Origin of the sequence: Stenotrophomonas sp. 364, from assembly GCF_009832905.1 — a bacterium.
Taxonomy (GTDB): Bacteria; Pseudomonadota; Gammaproteobacteria; order Xanthomonadales; family Xanthomonadaceae; genus Stenotrophomonas; species Stenotrophomonas maltophilia_AP.
The window spans coordinates 2,717,938-2,737,542 of record NZ_CP047135.1 but is presented as its reverse complement, the minus strand read 5'-3'; the positions used below and the strand labels follow the sequence as shown (position 1 = coordinate 2,737,542).

29 protein-coding genes and 1 tRNA gene are annotated in these 19,605 nt (G+C 65.0%); 16 read left to right on the top strand and 14 right to left on the bottom strand.

The genetic code is table 11. The features are described 5' to 3' along the window. The first annotated feature begins 12 nt into the window (after positions 1-12). Both GQ674_RS12485 and GQ674_RS12480 read left to right on the top strand, forming a co-directional pair. A complete protein-coding gene (locus GQ674_RS12485) occupies positions 13-1,821 on the top strand; it encodes an amidohydrolase family protein (protein ID WP_159497340.1) in 1,809 nt (602 codons plus the stop codon). Further along, positions 1,805-3,277 carry an amidohydrolase gene (locus GQ674_RS12480; RefSeq protein ID WP_201290156.1) on the top strand — a complete coding sequence of 491 codons (1,473 nt, stop codon included), beginning with the start codon at positions 1,805-1,807 and terminating at the stop codon, positions 3,275-3,277. Before GQ674_RS12485 ends, GQ674_RS12480 begins: the two co-directional genes overlap by 17 nt. Positions 3,278-3,293: 16 nt before the next feature. Here the strand turns inward: GQ674_RS12480 and GQ674_RS12475 are convergent, their stop codons facing one another. The 4 genes from GQ674_RS12475 to GQ674_RS12460 form a co-directional block, all read right to left on the bottom strand. Next, on the bottom strand, positions 3,294-3,833 hold the full coding sequence (locus GQ674_RS12475) for a lipocalin family protein (protein ID WP_159497339.1): 540 nt from the start codon (positions 3,831-3,833) through the stop codon (positions 3,294-3,296). Positions 3,834-3,952: 119 nt separating this feature from the next. Beyond that, the gene (locus tag GQ674_RS12470; RefSeq protein WP_159497338.1) at positions 3,953-4,252 is read right to left on the bottom strand and encodes a hypothetical protein; all 300 of its coding nucleotides are present in this window, start codon (positions 4,250-4,252) and stop codon (positions 3,953-3,955) included. A gap of 90 nt (positions 4,253-4,342) precedes the next feature. Beyond that, a tRNA-Phe gene (locus GQ674_RS12465) sits at positions 4,343-4,418 on the bottom strand. 200 nt (positions 4,419-4,618) lie between these two features. Next, a complete protein-coding gene (locus GQ674_RS12460) occupies positions 4,619-5,794 on the bottom strand; it encodes a YbfB/YjiJ family MFS transporter (protein WP_159497337.1) in 1,176 nt (391 codons plus the stop codon). A 73-nt stretch (positions 5,795-5,867) separates the two neighbouring features. On the opposite strand from GQ674_RS12460, the gene GQ674_RS12455 reads away from it, so the two are divergent. Together GQ674_RS12455 and GQ674_RS12450 are read left to right on the top strand one after the other, a co-directional pair. Beyond that, a complete protein-coding gene (locus tag GQ674_RS12455; RefSeq protein WP_159497336.1) occupies positions 5,868-6,680 on the top strand; it encodes a helix-turn-helix transcriptional regulator in 813 nt (270 codons plus the stop codon). 45 nt (positions 6,681-6,725) lie between these two features. Further along, positions 6,726-7,457 carry a hypothetical protein gene (locus tag GQ674_RS12450; RefSeq protein WP_159497335.1) on the top strand — a complete coding sequence of 244 codons (732 nt, stop codon included), beginning with the start codon at positions 6,726-6,728 and terminating at the stop codon, positions 7,455-7,457. 25 nt (positions 7,458-7,482) lie between these two features. Here the strand turns inward: GQ674_RS12450 and GQ674_RS12445 are convergent, their stop codons facing one another. Further along, positions 7,483-7,878 carry a hypothetical protein gene (locus GQ674_RS12445; protein ID WP_159497334.1) on the bottom strand — a complete coding sequence of 132 codons (396 nt, stop codon included), beginning with the start codon at positions 7,876-7,878 and terminating at the stop codon, positions 7,483-7,485. A gap of 218 nt (positions 7,879-8,096) precedes the next feature. Here GQ674_RS12445 and GQ674_RS12440 point away from each other — a divergent pair, with 218 nt between their 5' ends. Both GQ674_RS12440 and GQ674_RS21505 read left to right on the top strand, forming a co-directional pair. Next, positions 8,097-9,119, top strand: coding sequence for an NADP-dependent oxidoreductase (locus GQ674_RS12440; protein ID WP_159497333.1), 1,023 nt, complete (start codon positions 8,097-8,099; stop codon positions 9,117-9,119). A gap of 136 nt (positions 9,120-9,255) precedes the next feature. Then, a complete protein-coding gene (locus GQ674_RS21505) occupies positions 9,256-9,420 on the top strand; it encodes a hypothetical protein (protein WP_181393970.1) in 165 nt (54 codons plus the stop codon). Between the two features lie 48 nt (positions 9,421-9,468). Here GQ674_RS21505 and GQ674_RS12435 read toward each other — a convergent pair whose 3' ends face one another. Genes GQ674_RS12435 through GQ674_RS12425 form a run of 3 tightly spaced genes read right to left on the bottom strand, consistent with a single transcriptional unit; the run spans position 9,469 to position 11,790 of the window. Beyond that, positions 9,469-10,215 carry a hypothetical protein gene (locus tag GQ674_RS12435; protein ID WP_159497332.1) on the bottom strand — a complete coding sequence of 249 codons (747 nt, stop codon included), beginning with the start codon at positions 10,213-10,215 and terminating at the stop codon, positions 9,469-9,471. Between the two features lie 14 nt (positions 10,216-10,229). Beyond that, entirely contained in the window at positions 10,230-11,504 is a 1,275-nt protein-coding gene (locus tag GQ674_RS12430; RefSeq protein ID WP_159497331.1) for an N-acetylmuramoyl-L-alanine amidase, read from the bottom strand. Between the two features lie 4 nt (positions 11,505-11,508). Beyond that, positions 11,509-11,790 (bottom strand): hypothetical protein, encoded by a 282-nt coding sequence (locus GQ674_RS12425; RefSeq protein WP_159497330.1) that lies wholly within the window; start codon positions 11,788-11,790, stop codon positions 11,509-11,511. Positions 11,791-11,839: 49 nt separating this feature from the next. Here GQ674_RS12425 and GQ674_RS12420 point away from each other — a divergent pair, with 49 nt between their 5' ends. Beyond that, positions 11,840-12,607 carry a hypothetical protein gene (locus tag GQ674_RS12420; RefSeq protein ID WP_159497329.1) on the top strand — a complete coding sequence of 256 codons (768 nt, stop codon included), beginning with the start codon at positions 11,840-11,842 and terminating at the stop codon, positions 12,605-12,607. A gap of 100 nt (positions 12,608-12,707) precedes the next feature. Here GQ674_RS12420 and GQ674_RS21625 read toward each other — a convergent pair whose 3' ends face one another. The 3 genes from GQ674_RS21625 to GQ674_RS12405 all read right to left on the bottom strand — a co-directional run bounded on the left by GQ674_RS21625 (position 12,708) and on the right by GQ674_RS12405 (position 13,807). Further along, entirely contained in the window at positions 12,708-12,848 is a 141-nt protein-coding gene (locus tag GQ674_RS21625) for an AlpA family phage regulatory protein (RefSeq protein WP_236546073.1), read from the bottom strand. Positions 12,849-12,941: 93 nt separating this feature from the next. Then, positions 12,942-13,610 (bottom strand): hypothetical protein, encoded by a 669-nt coding sequence (locus GQ674_RS12410; protein WP_159497328.1) that lies wholly within the window; start codon positions 13,608-13,610, stop codon positions 12,942-12,944. Continuing rightward, on the bottom strand, positions 13,607-13,807 hold the full coding sequence (locus tag GQ674_RS12405) for a hypothetical protein (protein WP_159497327.1): 201 nt from the start codon (positions 13,805-13,807) through the stop codon (positions 13,607-13,609). The genes GQ674_RS12410 and GQ674_RS12405 overlap by 4 nt, the downstream gene beginning before the upstream one ends. 29 nt (positions 13,808-13,836) lie before the next feature. Here GQ674_RS12405 and GQ674_RS12400 point away from each other — a divergent pair, with 29 nt between their 5' ends. Further along, positions 13,837-14,532: a hypothetical protein gene (locus GQ674_RS12400; RefSeq protein WP_159497326.1), complete on the top strand. Its 696-nt coding sequence runs from the start codon at positions 13,837-13,839 to the stop codon at positions 14,530-14,532. A gap of 11 nt (positions 14,533-14,543) precedes the next feature. On the opposite strand, the gene GQ674_RS12395 is transcribed toward GQ674_RS12400, so the two are convergent. Next, positions 14,544-15,140, bottom strand: a complete 597-nt coding sequence (locus GQ674_RS12395) for a DNA cytosine methyltransferase (RefSeq protein ID WP_236546072.1) — start codon at positions 15,138-15,140, stop codon at positions 14,544-14,546. Between the two features lie 63 nt (positions 15,141-15,203). Here GQ674_RS12395 and GQ674_RS12390 point away from each other — a divergent pair, with 63 nt between their 5' ends. Beyond that, positions 15,204-15,383 (top strand): hypothetical protein, encoded by a 180-nt coding sequence (locus GQ674_RS12390; RefSeq protein ID WP_159497325.1) that lies wholly within the window; start codon positions 15,204-15,206, stop codon positions 15,381-15,383. Beyond that, positions 15,380-15,934, top strand: coding sequence for a hypothetical protein (locus tag GQ674_RS12385; RefSeq protein ID WP_159497324.1), 555 nt, complete (start codon positions 15,380-15,382; stop codon positions 15,932-15,934). The genes GQ674_RS12390 and GQ674_RS12385 overlap by 4 nt, the downstream gene beginning before the upstream one ends. An 8-nt stretch (positions 15,935-15,942) precedes the next feature. Here GQ674_RS12385 and GQ674_RS12380 read toward each other — a convergent pair whose 3' ends face one another. Next, complete coding sequence (locus tag GQ674_RS12380; protein ID WP_159497323.1) at positions 15,943-16,473, bottom strand: hypothetical protein; 531 nt, start codon at positions 16,471-16,473, stop codon at positions 15,943-15,945. Positions 16,474-16,550: 77 nt separating this feature from the next. On the opposite strand from GQ674_RS12380, the gene GQ674_RS21620 reads away from it, so the two are divergent. From GQ674_RS21620 to GQ674_RS12355, 5 genes are all read left to right on the top strand, one after another. Continuing rightward, positions 16,551-17,174: a phage tail terminator-like protein gene (locus GQ674_RS21620; protein ID WP_236546071.1), complete on the top strand. Its 624-nt coding sequence runs from the start codon at positions 16,551-16,553 to the stop codon at positions 17,172-17,174. Positions 17,175-17,217: 43 nt separating this feature from the next. Beyond that, positions 17,218-17,691, top strand: a complete 474-nt coding sequence (locus GQ674_RS12370) for a hypothetical protein (RefSeq protein ID WP_159497322.1) — start codon at positions 17,218-17,220, stop codon at positions 17,689-17,691. Next, on the top strand, positions 17,688-17,930 hold the full coding sequence (locus tag GQ674_RS12365) for a hypothetical protein (RefSeq protein WP_159497321.1): 243 nt from the start codon (positions 17,688-17,690) through the stop codon (positions 17,928-17,930). The genes GQ674_RS12370 and GQ674_RS12365 overlap by 4 nt, the downstream gene beginning before the upstream one ends. 33 nt (positions 17,931-17,963) lie before the next feature. Continuing rightward, a complete protein-coding gene (locus GQ674_RS12360) occupies positions 17,964-18,215 on the top strand; it encodes a hypothetical protein (RefSeq protein WP_159497320.1) in 252 nt (83 codons plus the stop codon). A gap of 109 nt (positions 18,216-18,324) precedes the next feature. Further along, entirely contained in the window at positions 18,325-18,795 is a 471-nt protein-coding gene (locus tag GQ674_RS12355) for a hypothetical protein (RefSeq protein WP_159497319.1), read from the top strand. Between the two features lie 48 nt (positions 18,796-18,843). Here GQ674_RS12355 and GQ674_RS12350 read toward each other — a convergent pair whose 3' ends face one another. Next, on the bottom strand, positions 18,844-19,074 hold the full coding sequence (locus GQ674_RS12350) for a hypothetical protein (protein WP_159497318.1): 231 nt from the start codon (positions 19,072-19,074) through the stop codon (positions 18,844-18,846). 119 nt (positions 19,075-19,193) lie between these two features. On the opposite strand from GQ674_RS12350, the gene GQ674_RS12345 reads away from it, so the two are divergent. After that, entirely contained in the window at positions 19,194-19,586 is a 393-nt protein-coding gene (locus GQ674_RS12345) for a hypothetical protein (protein ID WP_159497317.1), read from the top strand. Positions 19,587-19,605 lie beyond the last annotated feature (19 nt).

The following is a 19,605-nucleotide window of genomic DNA, read 5'->3' as shown; positions in this document are numbered from 1 at the left end:
CGGGATGCCCGAATGACTGTCACTGTTTCGCGTGCGCGCCCGCTGGCGCTGCTGACTGCCCTGTTGCTGGCCAGTGGCCAGGCCTGCGTGGTTGCCAGTGCCGCCGACAACGACGTGCTGATCCGCAACGCCCTGGTCTTCGATGCCACCGGGCGTGCGCCCTATGCGGCCAGTGTCCTGGTGCAGGACGGGCGCATCGCCGCCATCGGCACTGGTCTCAAGGCGCCGGCGCATACCCGCCAGGTGGATGCCAAGGGCCAGGCACTGCTGCCGGGTCTGTTCGACCTGCACACCCACTGGACCCCCAACGCCGAGCCGTCGACGCTGCCGCAGATCGCCACCCGCTATCTGGACGCTGGCGTCACTACCGTGAGCGACTTCCACCAGCCACCGGAGGCCTATGCGCCGCGCCGCGCCTGGCTGCAGCGCATCGCCGCGCCGGACGTGAAGTTTGCCGCGCGCATGAGCACGCCGCTCGGCCACGGCGCCGACTGGGGCGACGAGAACACCACCCGCTGGGTCAACTCGCCGGACGCGGCCACCGCGGCGGTGAAGCAGGTGGCGGCCTACAGGCCGGACTTCATCAAGGCGTTCACTGACGGCTGGCGTTACTCCAACGCAGCTGACAACAGCAGCATGGACGAAGAAACCCTGACTGCCCTCGTGGAAGAAGCGCATCGCCAGCATCTGCGCGTGTTCACCCACACGGTGATGGTCAAGCGCGGCAAGACCGCCGCGCGTGCCGGGGTGGACGCACTGGCGCACAGCGTGCAGGACGGCCCGGCCGACGCCGAGCTGATTGCGCTGATGAAGCAGCACGGCACCCGTTACTCGCCGTCGCTGGCGGTGTACCTGCCCGAGCGCGTGGATGGCAGCGGCAAGGCCCGCGCCGGCACCGAGGCCTACCGCCAGCGCGAGGCGAACTTCGCCAATGCCCTGCGCAACGTCAAAACCCTGCACGATGCCGGCATTCCGATTGTGCTGGGGACCGATGCCGGCATGACCGGCACGCCACACGGCACGTCCACCCTGCGCGAGCTGGAGCTGTTCGTGCAGGCCGGGCTGACCCCGACCGAGGCCCTGGTGGCCGGCACCCGCGCCAGTGCCGAGGCACTGGCCCTGGACGACCGTGGCAGCATCGAGGTGGGCAAGCGCGCCGACCTGCTGCTGGTCACGGGCAAGCCGTGGGAACGCATTGGCGACATCCGCAACACTTGGCAGGTCTACGTGGCCGGGCGGCAGGTGGTGGGCAAGGGCGTGCAACTGCCCGAAGGCAATCGCGCCACATTGCTGCCACCGCTGCGCATCGACGCGCTGGTGGATGATTTCGAGCGCGCCGACCAGCGCACCGCGCTGGACACGCTGCGCAATGACGATGCCGACGGTGGCAACGACCGTACCGTGCAGGTCACCGACGTGATCGATCGCGATGGCGGTGGCAAGGCGCTGTCGATGCAGGCCCGGCTGTCGAGCAAGGACGACGCCTACGCAGGCGTGATCCTGCCGCTGACGCGCGGTTCGGTGGCCCCGGCCGATGTGCGCCGCTGGAAAGGCGTGCGCGTGGATGTGCGCGGCGATGCCACCGTGCGCCTGGAAGCGCGCGGTCTGCAGGGCCGCCGCTGGGCCGCGCCGGTAGCGGCCAGCGGCACGTGGCAGACCGTGGAGATTCCCTTCCACGCGTTGCAGGGCCAGCCGCCTTACCGCGCCAAGGGGCCGTTGCCCGCCTGGCGCGGCGATGACGTGCAGCAGCTGGTGTTCACCGGTACCGGCGCCGCCGGCACGAAGATCTGGTTCGAGATCGACAATGTCCGGTTCTACTGACGTGGTGCGCCGTCATGCGCGGGGTGTACTGGCGATGTTGGCCTGCATCGTGGGCGGGCCTGCACTCGCCGCCGATGCCTCCCATGACGTGCTGGCGGCGGTGGATGCCTACGCCGCGCGGCAGGCCGAGGTGGGCCAGCAGCTGTGGGCACACCCGGAACTGGGCTATCTGGAAACCCGGTCATCGGCACTGCTGCAGGACGAGCTGCGCAAGGCCGGTTTCCGCATCGAGGCTGGTGTTGCAGGCATGCCCACCGCGTTCGTGGCCCGCTACGGCAAGCGCGGCAACGGACCGGTGATCGCGCTGCTGGCCGAGATGGATGCCTTGCCCGGCATGTCGCAGGCGGCGTTGCCCACGCGCAGCCCCATTGCCGGCCAGGACGCCGGCCAGGCCTGTGGTCACAACCTGTTCGGTGCCGCGGTGGTGGGCGCCGCGCAGGCCGTGGCGCAGTGGCTCGCGGCGAGTGGCCACGACGGCGAAGTGCGCGTGTATGGCACGCCGGCCGAGGAGGGCGGCAGCGGCAAGGTCTACATGACCCGCGCCGGCCTGTTCAATGACGTCGACGTGGCGCTGCATTGGCACCCGGCTGCGGCCAACTCCGCCGCGCAGGGCACCAGCCTGGCCAACATCAGCGGCAAATTCCGCTTCCAGGGCGTCGCCGCGCACGCCGCGCTCGCACCGGATCGCGGGCGCTCGGCGCTGGATGGCGTGGAAGCGCTCAACCACATGGCCAACATGATGCGCGAGCACGTGCCCGACGGCACCCGCATCCATTACGTGATCAGCAACGGCGGCGCCGCGCCGAACGTGGTGCCCGATGCCGCCGAAGCGTATTACTACGTCCGCCACGTCGACCCGGTGGTGGTGCGCGATGTGATCGCGCGCCTGCAGCTGGCCGCACGCGGTGCGGCGATGGGCACCGGCACCGAGGTGGTGTTCGAACCCACCGGCGGGGTGTATTCGCTGCTGCCCAACGATGCGCTGGGCCGCGTCATGCACGCCTCGCTGCAGCAGGTGGGCGGCGTGGTGTATGACGCGGCCGACACCGCGTTTGCCACCCGGTTGCAGCAGACCCTGCAGCAACGTCCTGCCTTGGCCACCGCGGCCACGCTGGAGCCGTACCGCGACGATCAGGCCGGTGGCGCCTCCACCGATGTGGGCGACGTGAGCTGGAACGTACCCACCGTGGGCCTCAGTACCGCCACCTGGGTGCCCGGCACCCCGGCACACAGCTGGCAGGCGGTGGCGGCCTCGGGAGCGCCGATCGGCACCAAGGGCGCGCTTACCGCGGCGAAGGTGCTGGCACTGACCACGGTGGCGTTGTTGCAGTCGCCACAGACCGTGACGGCAGCGAAGAACGAATTGGCGCAACGGCGCGGCGCGCAGTTCCGCTATGTGCCGCTGCTGGATCGCACCGCACCGCCGCTGGACTACCGCGTGCGCGCGAAGGACTAGGCACGTACGGCGCCGCTCAATCCAGCGGCGCCATCACTTTCAACGGGGCCAGGTCGTAGCCCATGGCTTCGGCCTTGGCCTTGATGCTGTCGAACTGCGTGGCGTCCATGCGCGGCGAGCGCGACAGGATCCACAGGTACTTGCGGGCCGGGTCGCCCACCAGTGCCCACTGGTAGTCCGGGTCCAGCGCGATCACCCAGTAGTCGGCCCACACCAGCGGTACCCAAGCCAGCCAGTCGGGCACGAAGCGCACCTGCAGCTGGCCCGGCGCACCCTCGACCGGGCGTGCCACGCCTTCGGCCGCGATCCGCTCGCCATCGGCGATGCGGCACGCGTTGTGCACACTGATGCGGCCGTCACCGCGCAGCGCGTAGGTGGCGGTGATGTCGCCCACACATTTCTTCTGGAACGACACCGGCAGGTGGGCAATCTCATGCCACTGCCCGGCGTAGCGGCCCATGTCCAGGGCGGGCACCGAGCGCACGGGCTCGGCCGCCCACAGTGAGGTGGCTGCAGACAGGAGAAGCAGGGCAAGCCACGGGCTGAGCAGGCGCATCGACGGCACTCCGGAACGGTCGACCGAGCTTAGGGGCAGGGCAGGAGCGAGGTGTGAAGTTTCTGTCATTTGCGGGCATTGCTTCGGACACGTTGCGTTCGAGTCCCGCGCAGTTCGGTCTAAAGGCTGCGGACGAAGGCTCTCATGGCTGCCTGCCAGCGCACGTCATCCGATCTGAAGTCCAGGCGCGTGCCGTCGCTCGCGCGGGTGACGTAGTGAAGATCTGCCACTGTATTCACCTCGCCCGGGTGCGACGGCAGCCAGAACACCAGCGTGTCCGTTTTCGCCGACCACTCATGCACAAGATCCCACTCGATTTCCTTGCGGACGATCTCGAGCAGCTCGGCCGGGTTGCTTACAGTCCAGCCGGCATCGTGCAGGTGCGTCCTCAGTTCGATCATCCCGTCGCGCGCGTGCATCTGCGTCCTCGCAGGAAAGGGATCCGTGCAGATTCCGTACAACCGCACAAAGAAAAAGAGCCCGCATTTCTGCGAGCTCTTCTTGAATCATGGTGGCCGAGGACGGAATCGAACCGCCGACACGGGGATTTTCAATCCCCTGCTCTACCAACTGAGCTACTCGGCCACTTCATCGCTGCGTTGCCGCTGGCGAGGACGCGAATAATACGGAGGTATGCAGGGTTCGGCAAGCGTTTCGCGAAAAAAATTTCACATTTGTTGCCAGGCCTCGCGCAAAGGCCTGCAAGTGCTTGATCTGGCGTGCCCGTGCGCGTCTGCCGTGCGCATGAACATCGGTTCAGTCCGCACCTCGCGCGCTGCGCGCCGTCAGTGCGTGTCGTCGGGCATGCACCACAGCAGCACGATGCCGATGGCCATGATCACCGCGGCCAGCAGCAGAGAGGCCTGGTAGGAGCCAGTGTCGCGGGCGAGGGTGCCGGCCAGCGCCGGGGCCAGGATCTGCGCCACGCCGTAGCTCAGGGTCAGGTTGGCCATCGCCTTGGCGGGGTTGCGTGGGTAATGGCGGCCGACCACGGTAAGGGTGAGGCTGACGATGCCGGCAAAGGTAATGCCGAACAGCACGGCGCTGCCCAGCCCGGCCAGCAGCCCGTCATCCAGTAGTGGCAGCACGAAGGAGGCGGCCTGCAGCGCGAAGGCCAGCATCAGCGCGCGGATCAGCCCCAGCCGCGCCGCCAGCCTGTCCCAGACGAACGTGGAGGGCACGGCGGCCAGGCCGACCAGCACCCAGACCGCGCTGCCATGGCCGTCAAACACGGCGGTCTGTTCCAGGATGGCCACGATGAAGGTGGCGCTTACCACGAAGCCGAAGCCGGCGCAGAAGTAGGCGGCGACCAGCAGGTGGCGCCAGCGCCGGGCGGGCGGGGTGGGCGCGGTGCCCGTGGTCTGGGCAGATGCCGCCGCCGGCGCAGGCATCCACGCCCAGGCCGGCACCAGGAACAGCAACCCCAAGGCGGCCAGCCAGATCCATTGGCCGCTGGAACTGGCATGCCCGGCCAGCGCGGCGGTGGCCAGCCCGGACACCGCGATGCCCAGCCCCAGACCGGCAAAATGCAGGCCCAGCCGCGGGCGCAGGCCCTGTGCCAGCAACCAGTTCAGCACCAGGCCCGAGGCCAGCAGCAGCCCGGCCGTGCTGGACAGGCCCGCGACGAAGCGCAGCAGGCTCCAAAGCCAGGGCGTAGTGGTGAGCCCCATCAGCCCGGTGGCCAGCACGGCCAGCACCAGGCCCACCCGGTAGAAGTGGAACTTCCGCCGCATGTCGCCCACCCGCGCCACCAGCAGCGTGCCCAGCAGGTAGCCCAGGTAGTTGAACGTGGCCAGCCAGCCGCCCTGTGCGGCGCTCAATCCGGCGTCCACCCGCATCAGCGGCAGCAGCGGGGTGTAGGCGAAACGGGCCAGACCGACGGTAAGCACCAGCGCGCAGATGCCGGCACCGATGACCTGCCAGGGACGACGTGCGGGCGCAGCAGGGGCGGGGACAGTCATGGCGGCAGGCAAAAGGGGGTTGGCCCATCCTCCGTGCACGGGCGCTGACTGTCTTTCGATAGAATGACCCATCATGTCGACCAAGCGACAATCCCGGGCCCCCACGCGGGTGGCGCCGTGGCGCGAAGTGCCGGTGCCGGCGCTGCGGCGGCTGCCGTGGCCGGTGGTGGCGCGCAGCCAGCAGCTGGCCGCCGGTGAGCGTTTCCCACCGCACGCACATCCCTGGAACCAGCTGGTGTTCGCCACCGAGGGTGTGTTGCAGGTCAGTGCTGCGCACGCGCGGCATGTGATCACCCCGCAGCAGGCGCTGTGGGTGCCCACCGCCACGCTGCACCACACCGGCGCACTCGGCGCGGCGGCCTTCCGCAACCTCTACGTGGCCGACGACGCGGCGCTGGGCATGCCCGACCATTGCGTGGTGCTGGAGGTGTCGGCATTGCTGCGCGAACTGATCGTGGAACTGGACCGCACCACGGCCGACCACGATCCGGACTACTACCTCACGCTGTGCCGCCTGATCAGCACCCAGTTGCGCCGCCAGCCGCGCCACACGCTGCACCTGCCGTGGCCGCAGGATGCACGCCTGCAGCGCTGGTGCCAGACCCTGCACGATCACCCCGGCGACGAGCGCGACATGGCGTACTGGGCCACCCGGCTGGGTGCATCGACGCGTACGCTGGCGCGGCACTTCGAGCGCGAGACCGGCATGACCCTGCGCGCGTGGCGTACGCGGCTGCGCCTGCTGCGTGCGATCGAATGGCTGGCGCAGGGGCGTTCGCCCACCCTGATCGCGCACGAGCTGGGCTATGCATCGGCGTCCGCGTTCAACTACATGTTCCGGGTGGAAATGGGGATCAGCCCGTTGCAGTGGCGGCGAACACGCTGACCGTCGCACACTGCCTGCTACACCTGCACACGCTGGAGCACGGCAATGCCCGACTGGAACGCACTCGATGATGCCTACGGCAGCGCCGCTACCGTGGGCGCGATGCTCGAGGAACTGGATGCGGGCACCGGCGAGGTGGACTGGGATGCGCTGTGGTCACACCTGTGCCACCAATCCACGGTGTATTCGGCGAGCCTGCAGGCGCTCCACTATCTGCTGCGTGCCGCGCTGAAGGCGGTGCCGGCGCAGCGGATCGAGCCGTTGGTGCTGGCCGGTGCCATCGTGAGCCTTGCCGACAGCGCGCCGGTGCAGGTGCCGGGCCATCCGGAGCTGCTGCCGCTGCTGCAGGACTGCACCGCGCAGACCCTGCACGAGGTTGCCCGGGATGACCTGCCCGAGGCGTCGTTCCTGCACCTGCTGCAGGCCGGCCTGGCCTTCGGTGGTGAAGGGGTCTGGTCGCGCGCGCTGGCCGGGGTGCTGGAAGGCGAACTGTCGGGCGTGTGCCCGGCCTGCCAAACCGATCTGTATATCGTCATCGACCCGCCGCAGGCCTTCGTCACGCACGAGGAATGGATCGGGGGCGCGGCGGTGCGCACGGCGGTGATCGAAGCGGGGGCCGGTGATCCGGCCGCCGAGTCGGAGCGCTGGCTGCTGGAGATGGCACGCGCGCACCGCGACGGATTCGCCGACACGCTGCGGTTGCTGTTCGGCAGCTCACGCTGTACACAATGCGAGGCACCGTTCGAGCTGCGTGAGGCGGTGCGCTTGAACGGTTGAGCCCGGTGTCGGGTTCGCGCGTCGGCTACTTCGCCAGCGGGCAGGCCAGGCTCACAAGCCGATCACCGTCGAAGCGCGCTTCGATGATGCCGTCGCCTTCCTTGAACGCCTGCCAGGGCGCCAGTGCCGGTGCGCCGGGCAGCGGGTTGCCCAGGTGGAAGTAGACCTTGCTGCGGGAGTCGCCGGGCCGAACATGTGCGCAACCGATCACCGGCGTGGCCATCTCCCCGCAGTCACCCTGCAGCAGGCACAGCCGCGTATGGCACAGGCCGCGGCCCGACCAATGACCCTGCGCGGCCAGGCAGCCCGGCTCGGTGGCCAGCACCACCCACAGGCCCAGACCAAGGGCGGTGGTCGCCGACATCAACAGCAGCAGATAGCGCGCGGCATGGGCGCGAACGTGGTGGGCGAGGGCGATCATCGCGCCATGATGCGCCACGCGGCCTCCCGGTGGCCATGGCAGGCTGGCACGCGGCGGCCAGTGGAATGCTGTTGTCGCATCGGTACTGCCGATGCCGGCGGGGCAGGGGCTGGCGGTACCGCGCGGCCAGCGCACGGATGGAACGCTGTTTTTGCCCCCACCCCCGGCACCTCGCCAGCGACTACCGTGGGTACACACTGTCATGGAGTTGCCCATCGATGAACGACCTCACCAACACCCGCGTCGTCCTGGCCTCGCGGCCGCAGGGCGAACCGGTTGCCGCCAACTTCCGCCTGGAGCAGGTCGCCGTGCCGACGCCGGGCCCGGGTCAGGTGCTGCTGCGCAACCGCTGGCTGTCGCTGGATCCGTACATGCGCGGTCGCATGGAAGAGGGCCCCTCGTATGCTGCGCCGGTGGCCGTGGACGCGGTGATGGAAGGGCGCACGGTGTCGGAGGTGATTGCCTCCAACCATCCCGGCATTGCCGTCGGCGCGCAGGTCGTGGCCACGGGCAACTGGCAGACCCACGCGGTGGTGGACGGTGACAGCATCACCCGCACACTGGGCGACACCGGGTTGCCCGTCAGTACCGCGCTGGGTGTGTATGGCATGCCCGGTTTTACCGCGTATGCCGGCCTGCAGGAAATCGGCAGGCTGCAGCCCGGGGAGACACTGGTGGTGGCGGCCGCCAGCGGCCCGGTCGGGGCCACGGTAGGACAGATCGCCAAGCTGCAGGGCGCGCGCACGGTGGGCATTGCCGGTGGCGAGCAGAAGCGCCGCTACCTGGAAACGCTGGGGTTCGACGTGGCCCTGGACCATCGTGCCGACGACTTCACCGCCCGCCTGCGCGCAGCGGTACCCAACGGCATCGATGTTTACTTCGAGAATGTCGGCGGCCACGTCTTCGAGGCGGTGGTGCCGCTGCTCAACGACTTCGCGCGCATCCCGGTGTGCGGCACCATCGCCACCTACAACGCACGCGGCGCGGTGCTGCCCGGGCCGGACCGGCTGCCGGGCTTCATGAGCCAGGTGCTGCGCCAGCGGCTCACCGTGCGCGGCTTCATCCAGTCCGATTTCCACGCGCTGTTCCCGGCGTTCCTGACGGACATGGCGCGGTGGCTGCAGGAAGGCAAGGTGCAGTACCGCGAAGACATCGTCGAGGGCCTGGCGCAGGCACCGGAGGCGTTCTTCGGCCTGCTCAAGGGACGCAACTTCGGCAAGCTGGTGGTCAAGCTGGACTGAGCGGTGGGGTACTCCGGCGGGTGCGTTCGAGCCCAACGGCGTTGCCATGGCCCGCACGAAACCGTTACCGGCACATCACCCCGCGCTGGCTAGGCTGATCGTCATCCCCGTGACACGGCCACAGCGAGTACCCAGCATGACCAGCAACGACAAGCAGCAGGGCCAGCAGGAAGGCACCAAGGAAGCCCAGCAGGACCGCAAGCAGGACGAAGTGGCCAAACAGCGCCCCGGCCAGACCGACCAGGCCATCCACGACGCGGAGACCCGGCGCCCGGAGCGCAAGGATCAGGGAGACGATTGACGGGTTTGCAGACGGGCTGGAACGCCCAGTGACCCGCGGCTGCTGAGGTCACTGGGCGGGAACCGGCACAATCCTCGCGCCAAATATCTCCGAAGTGACGTAGTGCAGCAGCTCGACCTGGCCGTCGGTGACGCCTGTGATATGGAATGGACGAGAGAGTGTGTCGTCGACTTGGATGGGGGTCATGGTGTTGCTGGAGATGGTGTACAGGTAAATCAGTGTGTCCCGGGGAGGAATCGACTCCACCTCGGCTGCCGTCAGGCCTTCGGTGTCCAGCGAAGGGAGGTCGGCCTGCCCGATGAGGTGGTTGTTGTCGAAAATCCTCCAGCTGATGTTGTTGGCGTCCTCTGGGCCCTCCGGATGCATCGGAGGCTTCGCCATATCCATCAGCGATCTTGCAGAAACAATCGAATATCCGGCGTTACCCACCTTTACAAGAAACCAGCGTTCATCAGGACTGATCTCCAAGGTCTGGATGCTTGCTCTTGGCGCGGATGACCTGACTACCTCACCATCTACGTTGACGATTCGTGCTTGTGCAGAGCCGGTCGCGAGAAGTCTGAATAGTTTCGACTTCTGGACGGGCCGCGAGGTCTCACGGAGCTTCTCAGGCTGCAGTGTGTAGCTGACAGCAAGCTGCTTCGAGCGCGCTTCGGAAGACGGCGCCATGTCGGTGGGCTCTTCTACGGCGGCTGCTACCGCAAGCGAGGGCAAGGTGCAGGCTATAAGAACTGCATAGATCAGGCTGGGGTACGGCAGTGCCAGGCGGAGTGGGGACGGCAAATGGAGATGCATGCCTCAAATTTCCTTCATTGGTTGCGCCTCAGATCTTCGAGTAATGCAGCTGCGATGGCGTCGCATATATCCTGTCGGACCTGCTCGTATCCATCTGTGATGCTCAGGAGCTTGTCTACATCCTCGTGGTCGATGAATTCGACCTCCAGCAGCGCAGCGCGAAGCGGGTGGTACAAAGCAGTGTTTCCAAGTTGAGGGTCACTCAAGACCGCAAGCTGCCTTTCGGACTTTACACCGCGATTTCTGGCGCCAGCATCATGGGTGAGGATGGCACCGTAAGTCGCATCGTTGACTCTTTCCGCGAGTGCCGTGTCTTCGGCGAAGTTGACATTGTCTCTGCGCGGGCGGACCAATGTCTCCGTGCCTCTGGCGATCCCATTGGCTCCGTTGAAGTGGATGCTGAGTAGTATGTCGGCGCCGTTATCGCGGGCTACATTCGCGCGGTCTGTTCCGGGCTTGTTTTCATCGTCAGGCCTCGTGAGATGAATTCGCAAATTCCTGTTTTCATTGGTGCTTAGTGTGCGAAGTGCGCGAGATGTGCGCAATCCGAACTCCAGTGTCAGCTGCTTCTCAAGAACGCCGCTCGTGTGTGATGTTGCGTTGTTGGCGGAAGATCCGTCTTCATTTGCTGTACCCCCATGCCCCGGGTCAATCACAATGATCCCCGGCACCTCAACATCAATCACATCCACCGCAGCTGCCGCCCCTTCCAGCTTCACATTTATGCGGGCGGCATTGAATGCGACGGGCGGCAGGTTGATACGGATGGCGGTATGCCCGGTTGCGTCCACGGTTGTCGTCGCTTGCTCCTGACTGAGTCGGGTGAACCCCACCGCGGTCAGTTCATCCGGCGCAGTGAAGCGGTCACGCTGTTCTGCAACGGCATGCACCCAACTGCCCCGGAATACGGGATCCAGGGCCGGCTGACCTTCGTCGCCCGGCGGAACGAACAGCGGGGCCATGGACCATGTCACCGTCTTGCCTTGATGGTGATTGTCCGGCCGACCCTCGCTCCACACACGAATCTTCAGCTCGCGATGCGCAATGCGGTTGGTCAGCGGGTCCACCTTCACCATCGGGTGTTTGTGTGGGAGGGTCTGGGGCTCGGTTGAGCCTTCGACGATCTGCTCATCTTCATCCAGGATCTGCGGCGCCAGCGCGACAGGATCCATGTGGAGGACGTCGCGCGGCCTGTCGATCCGCACCTCCTTGCGCACCTTGTTGGAGACCGGTGACGTCGAAGAACTGGCGATAGTGCGATACAGGATGCGTGCGGCAGTGATGACCATGACGTCAGCTCTCCTGCAATTGCAGCGATAGCGCTTGGGCGGCGGCGGAGTTCACGACATGCGTGAGGCCGAGCCTATCGGTAACGCCAGATAGAACGTTTCCATCTTCAAGCAGGATGCGATAGGCAATATTGGGTAACGGCTCGCCGGTTGTCTTGTCCTTCAGAACGAAGGCTTCATCGAACAGAGCTGCCCGGTTGTCCGGCAGCGATGCAAGCTGCGCGGGCAGCCGTTCGCCGGCCAGAAACGGATGCTGGCTGGCCTTGATGATGAAGTTTCCCGGCATGACGTAGTTCCTTTACTTGCGATGCGCTGTGCGTGGAGTCTTGTCTGCCATGACGCTGATTATTGCGGCCGATGTGCAAGACCATCTGATCCTTGCCGGGGATCATTGCGCCGTGCTGTCACGGGGGTCAAATGCGACAGAACAGGTGATTATTCGCAATTATCAGAAAATCTATTCCTGGAAGCACGGTGCTATTGCGGGCTCCGGCGACGTCCTGCTGATGGTGGTTTTCCTGCGCCTGTTTCTGCTCCATGAGCGCCAGAATGCGCGTGTGGATGTGCTGCAGATCGCCAGGGAGGCAAAGGCCGCGCGTATTCGCGCAGGTAGTCCGCCTGGTGAGTGTGTAGGGAACATCTTCTTTACATTGCCCGCATCTGATGGGTTCCAGATGCATGGCGTGTACATCGGCGAGCACAGGATCCGGTTGGAAACCGTAGACCCGATCAGTACGTGCTTCTCGATGCAGGAACAGCGATCACCGGACCGGACCGCATGCAACGCGTTCAACGGCTGCTTGAGACCGGCCCTGTTCTTCAGCAACACCCGCGCGTTCGATACGCACCATCTTGACCTTCTGCGCCGCTTCTTCGAGTGTCAAAGCGCGATGGATGATCGCGTGACCTGCTCCTTCGACGTCATGTTTCTCGACAAGCGCACCGGTATCGGCAGGTTCTGGACGGCACCGGACGGGATGGGGCTGCGGGTCTCACTCGGGGGTGAACTGGAGTCTGCCGGTGAGGGGCTGGTCCAACGAAAAAGGCCGGAAGCCCTGTTTTTGCAGGTATTCCGGCCTTCGAAGCCCTGTCGGGCTGAATAAGTGGTGGAGCCAAGGGGAATCCCGATTGGACCGGAATTCCTTGCGGCAGTGGGGTTTCGCTGCATCTCGCCCCGCCGGTGCCCCCACATATGCCCCCACCTCACGCTGCCTTCGGCAATCCCTCCTCATTGACCTGCCGGGCGTCCATCTTGGCTTGAATCCACCGGTCGATTTCGTCCTCGGACCAGGCCACGCAGTTGCCGCCGAGGTCGATTTGCGCAGGAAACTCTTTTTTCCGCATCCGGTCGTAGATGGTGTTTTTTGGAAAGCCCGGTGCGGGCGGTGACCTCCTTCAGGCGGAGCAGGTTGGGCGTACGGCGCTCGGTGGTACTGCTCATCTTGTCTCCTTCGCCGCGGTGCGCGGCTGATTCGTTGCAGGGGTAGAGGAACGGCGGTCGGCCGGTCGGGCAGCCTCCATGACCTTCAGCGCCTCGGCCATGTTGCCGGCGGCGAGTTGGTGCAGCGCCAAGCCCCGCGCCTCCCATGCGCGGACGGTGGCGGGGCCGGCCGACTGCAGGTCGACCCCGCTCATGCTGGCCAGGTTGTGGCCGGTGCGCTGGACGGCGTCGCCGAAGTCGATCACGAGACCAGACGCGACGTGGTTGCGCGAAGCTTGAATCTTGGTGGATCCGGATGCAGCATCCGGACAACCCGTCACCTTAGAACCGCTCGCATGCAGATCGCTCCGCTCATCGCTCAAATTGGGCTCGACGCCAGGCAGCTCACCATCGCCGGGCAGGTTGCAGGTCTGGTGAGCGCCGTGCTGCTTTTCTTCTGGGGCAGCGCAGGCTGGCAAATCACCAAGGAAGGGTACGTCAGTAGCCCCGGGGTCAGTGTCCCGCTCGATCATCCCAAGCGGCGACGCGCGGTTCTGTGGTTCAAGTTCCGGTACTTGGTCATGAGCAAACTGGCTCTCGGGCTGCTTTTTGGGTCGTTCGTTCTTCAGCTTGCAGCGCTCTGGGCACCCCGAGCCGGTTGAGCTAAGCACTGCACCTGTATTCACAATCTCTCTTCCGGATAAGTGCCGCTATGATCATCGATGAGCGCCTGCACGTCGGCCTGCAGGCCAGCGGCCAGGTCGCAGAAGTTCGGTACCACGGTGGTGGCCATGACGTGCAGCTGGTTGCGGAATTGGCGTGCGTTGTGTCCGGCGGCGCAGGCCGGCAGCCCCTCGGGGTGGCTGATGTGTCGCTGAGTCATGGCAGAATCGGCTCCAACAGGGAGGGGTTATGGCAATCGAGTTCTGTCCGCTTGCGGACGACATTGGAAACTTGGCCGATTGGGTGTCGGTCGTCGTAGGCGTTGCAGCGGCGGTCGCAACAGTGTTCGTCGCATGCCTTGCACAGAGGACTTCTGCTCGAGCAACGAAGATCGCGGAGCAGGCAAAGAAGATCGCTGAGCGGCAGCATAAAGACGCGGTGGCAACGCGAGTCGCTGACGCTCGTATTCTTGGTCGGCTCTTGGTTCATGAGGTTTCCGAGCTGCCCCAGAACATTTTCATCATGTACCACGAGCTCGAAATGCCGAGAGGCTGGCTTGATCCAGGGTCGACACACGAGGTGTGGAGCGGGTTGGATTCCGCGCTTAAAGATGGGGTGAAGTCGATGCTTCCTGGCGTTGAGCGCGTGGAGGACAGAATTCATAAGCTTCCTGAAGAACTCGGGGGCTCTCTCGCTACGCTTGTTGGCTTTAATCGCACTCTCAACGACATGGCATACCGGTTGGCGGAGCAAATTCAAGCCATACAGATCGGGATGGGTCATGGGGAGCTCAGGCGATTCACTGGGAATCCTTCCGAGATCTGGGCGCAACAGAAGTACTTGGTTGAGATGTCTAAATGGGCGATACCCACGGCAAATGCACTGCGTAAGTTCACGGGCGAAGCCGAGTGGGATTACAGTAAGTTCGTGCTTGAATCTCAGTGAGTAGTAAACGATCACGCCGCCACCCCCATCGGCACGGTCACCGGATCTAGGTTTGCCTTGGCCAGGGCACGCAGCGGCGGCGGACTGACGCTGTTGCCGACCATGCGCACCGCGGCGCTGGTGGTGAGCGGCATGCCGTTGGCGGTGCGGTCGATGATGTAGCCGACAGGGAAACCTTGGGCCCGGTACAGCTCGTGCGGCTTGAGCATGCGCAGGCCGATATCCACGATGACGTAGGGCGCTCCCTTGATCACCACCGTGACCAGCGCCAGCCGGTCCTTGGTGGTGACCGTGTCCAGCGGGTCACGTGGGTCCACCGCGATGCCGCTGCCGTAGTACTTCACCAGGAACGCGGCAACTCGCAGCGCGCCTTCCTGATGCTCCGGTGACAGCTGGGCCAGGTCTGCGGTTACCAACTGCTGCTGGCTGCCGGTGGCGGTGATAGTGCTGACCGGAACGCGCGCATCGCGCCCGCCGCCCTCGTAGAAGCCGCCGTTGGCCTGCTCAAGGAAGGCCGTGGCCAGAGCGTGGTGCTCACCCTGCGCCGCGATAGTGGACAGGGGCTGTTGGGGATCGGCGCCCGCCATGTTGTTGCGTAGGGTGCTCATGGCTTGCCCGCCTTTGCTGCCTTGCGCCGCTCTGCGCCACCCTCGACCACCTGCCGGCGGCTGATGCCCTTCTTGTCGATGCCGGTGCAGTGCAGCTCCTTCGATGATTACACCGGGCCGCGTCCGAACTACACCGTCAAGGCCGCCGCGGCATCCGCCGGCGGACAGGACGACTTCGACCTGCCGAGGCCGCGCGGGCGGCGCCGTAGCAGCCGTGACATGGCCGTAGGAGACGACGAATGAACACGACTGCCCTGGCCAAGGCCAAGAAGAAGCTGCGCACCCGGGACGTGAACTTGGAGGTGCGCAAGCTGGTGGACCCCGATACCGGCGAGATGATCGGCGCGCTGGTGCCGGCACATCCGGTGGACCAGCGGTCCTTGCGCGAGCGCAAGTTCGGCACGGGCCGACTGCTGCGCGCGACGCTGCGCCAGGACCGGAACCCGAAGTTCTACCGCAAGGCCCACGTCTTGGCCGGCTGGCTGGCCGACAACGTTGAGGCGTTCACCGGCCTGTCCCAACACGACGCGCTGAAGAAGCTGCAGGAAGAGTCCGGCATCGGCTGCAAGGCCGTCGAATACGACCTGCCGGGCATCGGCAAGCTCACCCGCACCGAGGCGGAATCGCTGAACTTCGCTGACATGGACGAGGGCCGCTGGAACGAGCTGTGGGACGGCGGTACCGGCGATGGCGGTTGGATCGGCTGGCTGCGCCGTGAAGTGTTCGGCGGCCTGGCCGCAGAGAGCCGCGAGGCGGTCGAGTTGATCATCCAGAAGCCGCAGGTGTCCCCATGACTTGGCATCTATTTGAGAAGAGCATGGATCTTCTCCAAAGCGCGACCGATCTCGTCACTGGCGAACGCCAACTGTTGGGATTGCGCGGAGTCGAGCTCGTCGATGTTCTTTCCCTGCTGGGCAAAGGTCGCCCTCCGCAGGTCGTAAAACTGAGCCATTCTGATCAACGAGAACGCGCGCTGCAACGGCTCCGCGGCTTCCCCAAGAAGGTAGAGGTCAGCTACAGGAATCCTCGACTCCTTAGCTCCCAGCAACGCCTCTTGAATCGCCGCGTGCGACTGGACCTGCAGGCCCTTCGGGTTCTCCCTTACGTTCTTGGCCAGGTAGTCCCTCAGGTGGGTGACCTCGTCATACCACGCCAGTGCAAAGCTACGCGCCCGCAGCTTCACGTCTGCGGCCTTGGACCTTCTGTCCATAACGGCAAAGGCAGCGGGGACGCCGATGGCAGCGACCCCGATCACGATGGTGGATATGAGTTGGATGGTATCCAACCCATCGGCTGCCTTGGCAGCGGCTTCGATGATGATCGTCCTGTTCATGGCTCTCTCGGGCGGCTTTGGCGGAGCATGTACCGTGCCCGCCCCCGCTTGCAATGCTCAGGCAGGGGGAACGGCTGATGCGCCGCGCGATAAAGGCCGCTACCAGGTCCGAACAGGCCTACCAGGACGCTGCTCGCGCGCTCGGTTGCGTGGTCTGCCGCTGGCGGTTCGCCGCCGGGCTTCAGCGTGGCATCGGCTGCGGCCGGGTCCGGATCCACCACCGGAACGTCGGCGACCTGCATGGCCAGAAGCAGATCGGCCAGCACGCCGTGGTCGCCATGGGCGACTGGCACCACCAGGGAATCCCGCTACCCGGCAAGAACGAGCGCGCCATGTACGCCCTGTTCGGGCCCAGCTTCCAGGCCTGCTCCTACCCGGGGCAGGGATTCACGCCGCCCACCGGCAACGGTGCCCGCTGGCTGGAGCTGCAGTGGTTCCCGAATCGGACCGAGAACTACGGCATCGAGGACGATGGCCCGTTCCTGATGCAGGGGTTCGGCCAGCTGTCGGCCTGCTATCGGCCGGGGCAGGGGATCATGGTGGGAACCGCGATCACGGACCAGATCATCGCCGCCTTCGCCAAGGGCACCACCTTTGCCGGCATGAGGGTGGAGCGGAAGCCCTGGACCTCCAGGATCATCCAGGATCCGGAGCGGGTCATGCACCCGGTCACGATCCCATGGAGGGGATTTTGCTCTTAGGAAAGTGCTAGGCTCAGGCTCATCTAAGTCAATGGATTGGACGATGAGCACATTGCAAAAAGATCTCGACAAGGCGTGGCCCACCGGGGTGCTGAAAGAGGACCGATCAGGCCTTTTAGATGTATGGCGGGCAATTAAGGATTTGATCGATGCTTATGAAGGCAAGGAGATGCCTGCCGACGTTGCGAACGCAATAGCGGAGGCCATCAGGTGGCTTGTTGCTGCGATTTCTGAAGCTCGGAAGCGGGAGGAAATGAAACGCGAGCTAGAGAAAACTCTCGAGGAGATTGACGACCTAGAGGAGAAGCTCCGCGAGAATCTCTCTATTGACGAACGCAAACGGGTCGAAGCACGCATCAAGGATCTCAGGGAGCAGGCAGAAGAGTTCGATCGGCAACTGGGTGAACAAAAGAAGATCATTGATGACATGGTCGATGGGCTGAGGCAGCAAGTTGGGAGCATTCCGCGGCCTGATGCTGGTCCCGACGGTCCACGCAAACGCTTCTCGCCGCGATGAGCCCCAAGCCGCCCAACCTGCACTTGGTCAGCAGCAGCGAGACACCCAACGAGGGTGAGCTGCAGGCCATGCGTGACGCGATCACCCGCATGAAGCGAAACCGGCAGCTACTGGACGAGTTCTGCGCCGAGCAAGCGCGCTTCGTCCGGGCCGAGTATTTGGCCTATGTGGAGGTAGGATTCACTCGGCCTCAGGCCATGCAGTTGGTCGCGGCAAAGCTCAGTCCTGGCGCGAAGTAGATATCCCATCCCCAAGGAAGAAAGGAAGAAACCATGAGCGTTCGCATTGCCCCTGATGGAACGTATGTCTTCGGACAACCCCAGATTGCTCCGGACGGAACTTATGTGGGGGAAGGACGAATTCAGATCGCGCCAGATGGCACCTACGTCGCTGGCCAGCCTCGGATTGCCCCGGATGGCACTTACGTTGCCGGTCGCCCTACGATAGCGCCGGACGGAACCTTCGTAGGTGGCAAGCCCCTGATTTGCCCAGACGGCACCTATATCGGCGATGGCTCCGAGTAATCGCTGATCAGATTGAGAAAAGCAGGCCCGCCCAGCAGCGGGCCTTTTTTGTTCCCCAAGACCCCGCCCCGTGGCGGGTTTTTTACGCCCATCGCGAGGAGATACGGCTATGGCCGCTGAAGCGAAAACCAACGCAGGTTCCAAACTCTACATCTGCGTTACCCCAAAGAACGAAGAGCTGACGGAGACCCAGTTCAAGGCCTTGCAGTACGTGCAGGTCAAGAAGGTTGGCAGCGTCGGCGAGCGGGGCATCAACACCAACATCGTCACCTATGACACCTGGGACACCTTGGTCGCCCTGAAGGGCAAGGGCATCACCAACGCCGGCGACCCGCCGGTGGAAGTGGCCGAAGACCTGACCGACCCCGGCCAGGTGGCGATGCGTGCTGCTGGTGCCCCGAATGTCGCGGACGCCTACGCCTTCAAGGTGGAGCGCGCCGACGGCTCCGTCGAGTATCTGCGTGGCCTGGTGGCCGGCCCGAACACCCCCGGCGGCCGCAACGAGGACTTCGTGCTCAACACCTACGTGCTGGGCCTGAACCAGGTGCCGATCGTGGTGCCGGCCCCCGTCGCCCCGTGATTTACAGAGCTCGGCCGTACTGATGAAGCCCGGCCGAGCTCTGCAGGGTCAGATCTCCAGCTTGAAGCTAAGCTCGAAGTGGCGGACCAAAGTCTCCAAATCAACGCTCGTATCGAAAACAATTTCGAGCGGCGACACGTTCTCCGTTGCTACCGGCAGGTGGTAGTTCTCGTTGTTGATATGCACGGCGTGGTCGTAGTCCTCGCTCGTCCTGAAGCGCAGCGAGAACTGGTTGCTCGCGTACTTCACCACTTGGGCAACATTTTTTTCTTGAGTCACTTTTTTTCCCCTGATAGGTCGGCTGCCGCCTGACCTCCAGGGGCATCCATGCCGACGCCCATGCAAATGGGGGCGGTCGGTCGATGTTCCAAGGCCATCAACCCGTGAGACCAAACGCAATGACGGAACTGACCAATATCGTGGCGGCAGAGCGCCGCCTGGAAATCCTGCACCCGGGCAACGAGGAGGAGGTGGGGCTGGTGCTGCTCCTGCTGCCCGACAGCCACCCGCAGGTGCGCGCAGCGGCTCGCAAGTCGGCCAACGAGCGCATGGCCTACCGCGGCAAGGTGACGGCAGAGCAGCTGGAAGCCGCCCGCATGGGCATGCTCACTGCATCCATCAGCGGCTGGGAGTGGAAGGGGGAGCTGACCTTCCACGGCGAGAAGCCCGCGTTTGACCAGCACACCCTGACCGCCCTGCTCAAGGAGCTGCCCTGGGTAGCGGAACAGGCCGACATCGCCCTGAGTGACCGGGCCGCGTTCTTTCGCGGGCCTGACGAAGAGGGCGGCTGACGCCACCTACATCGCGGTC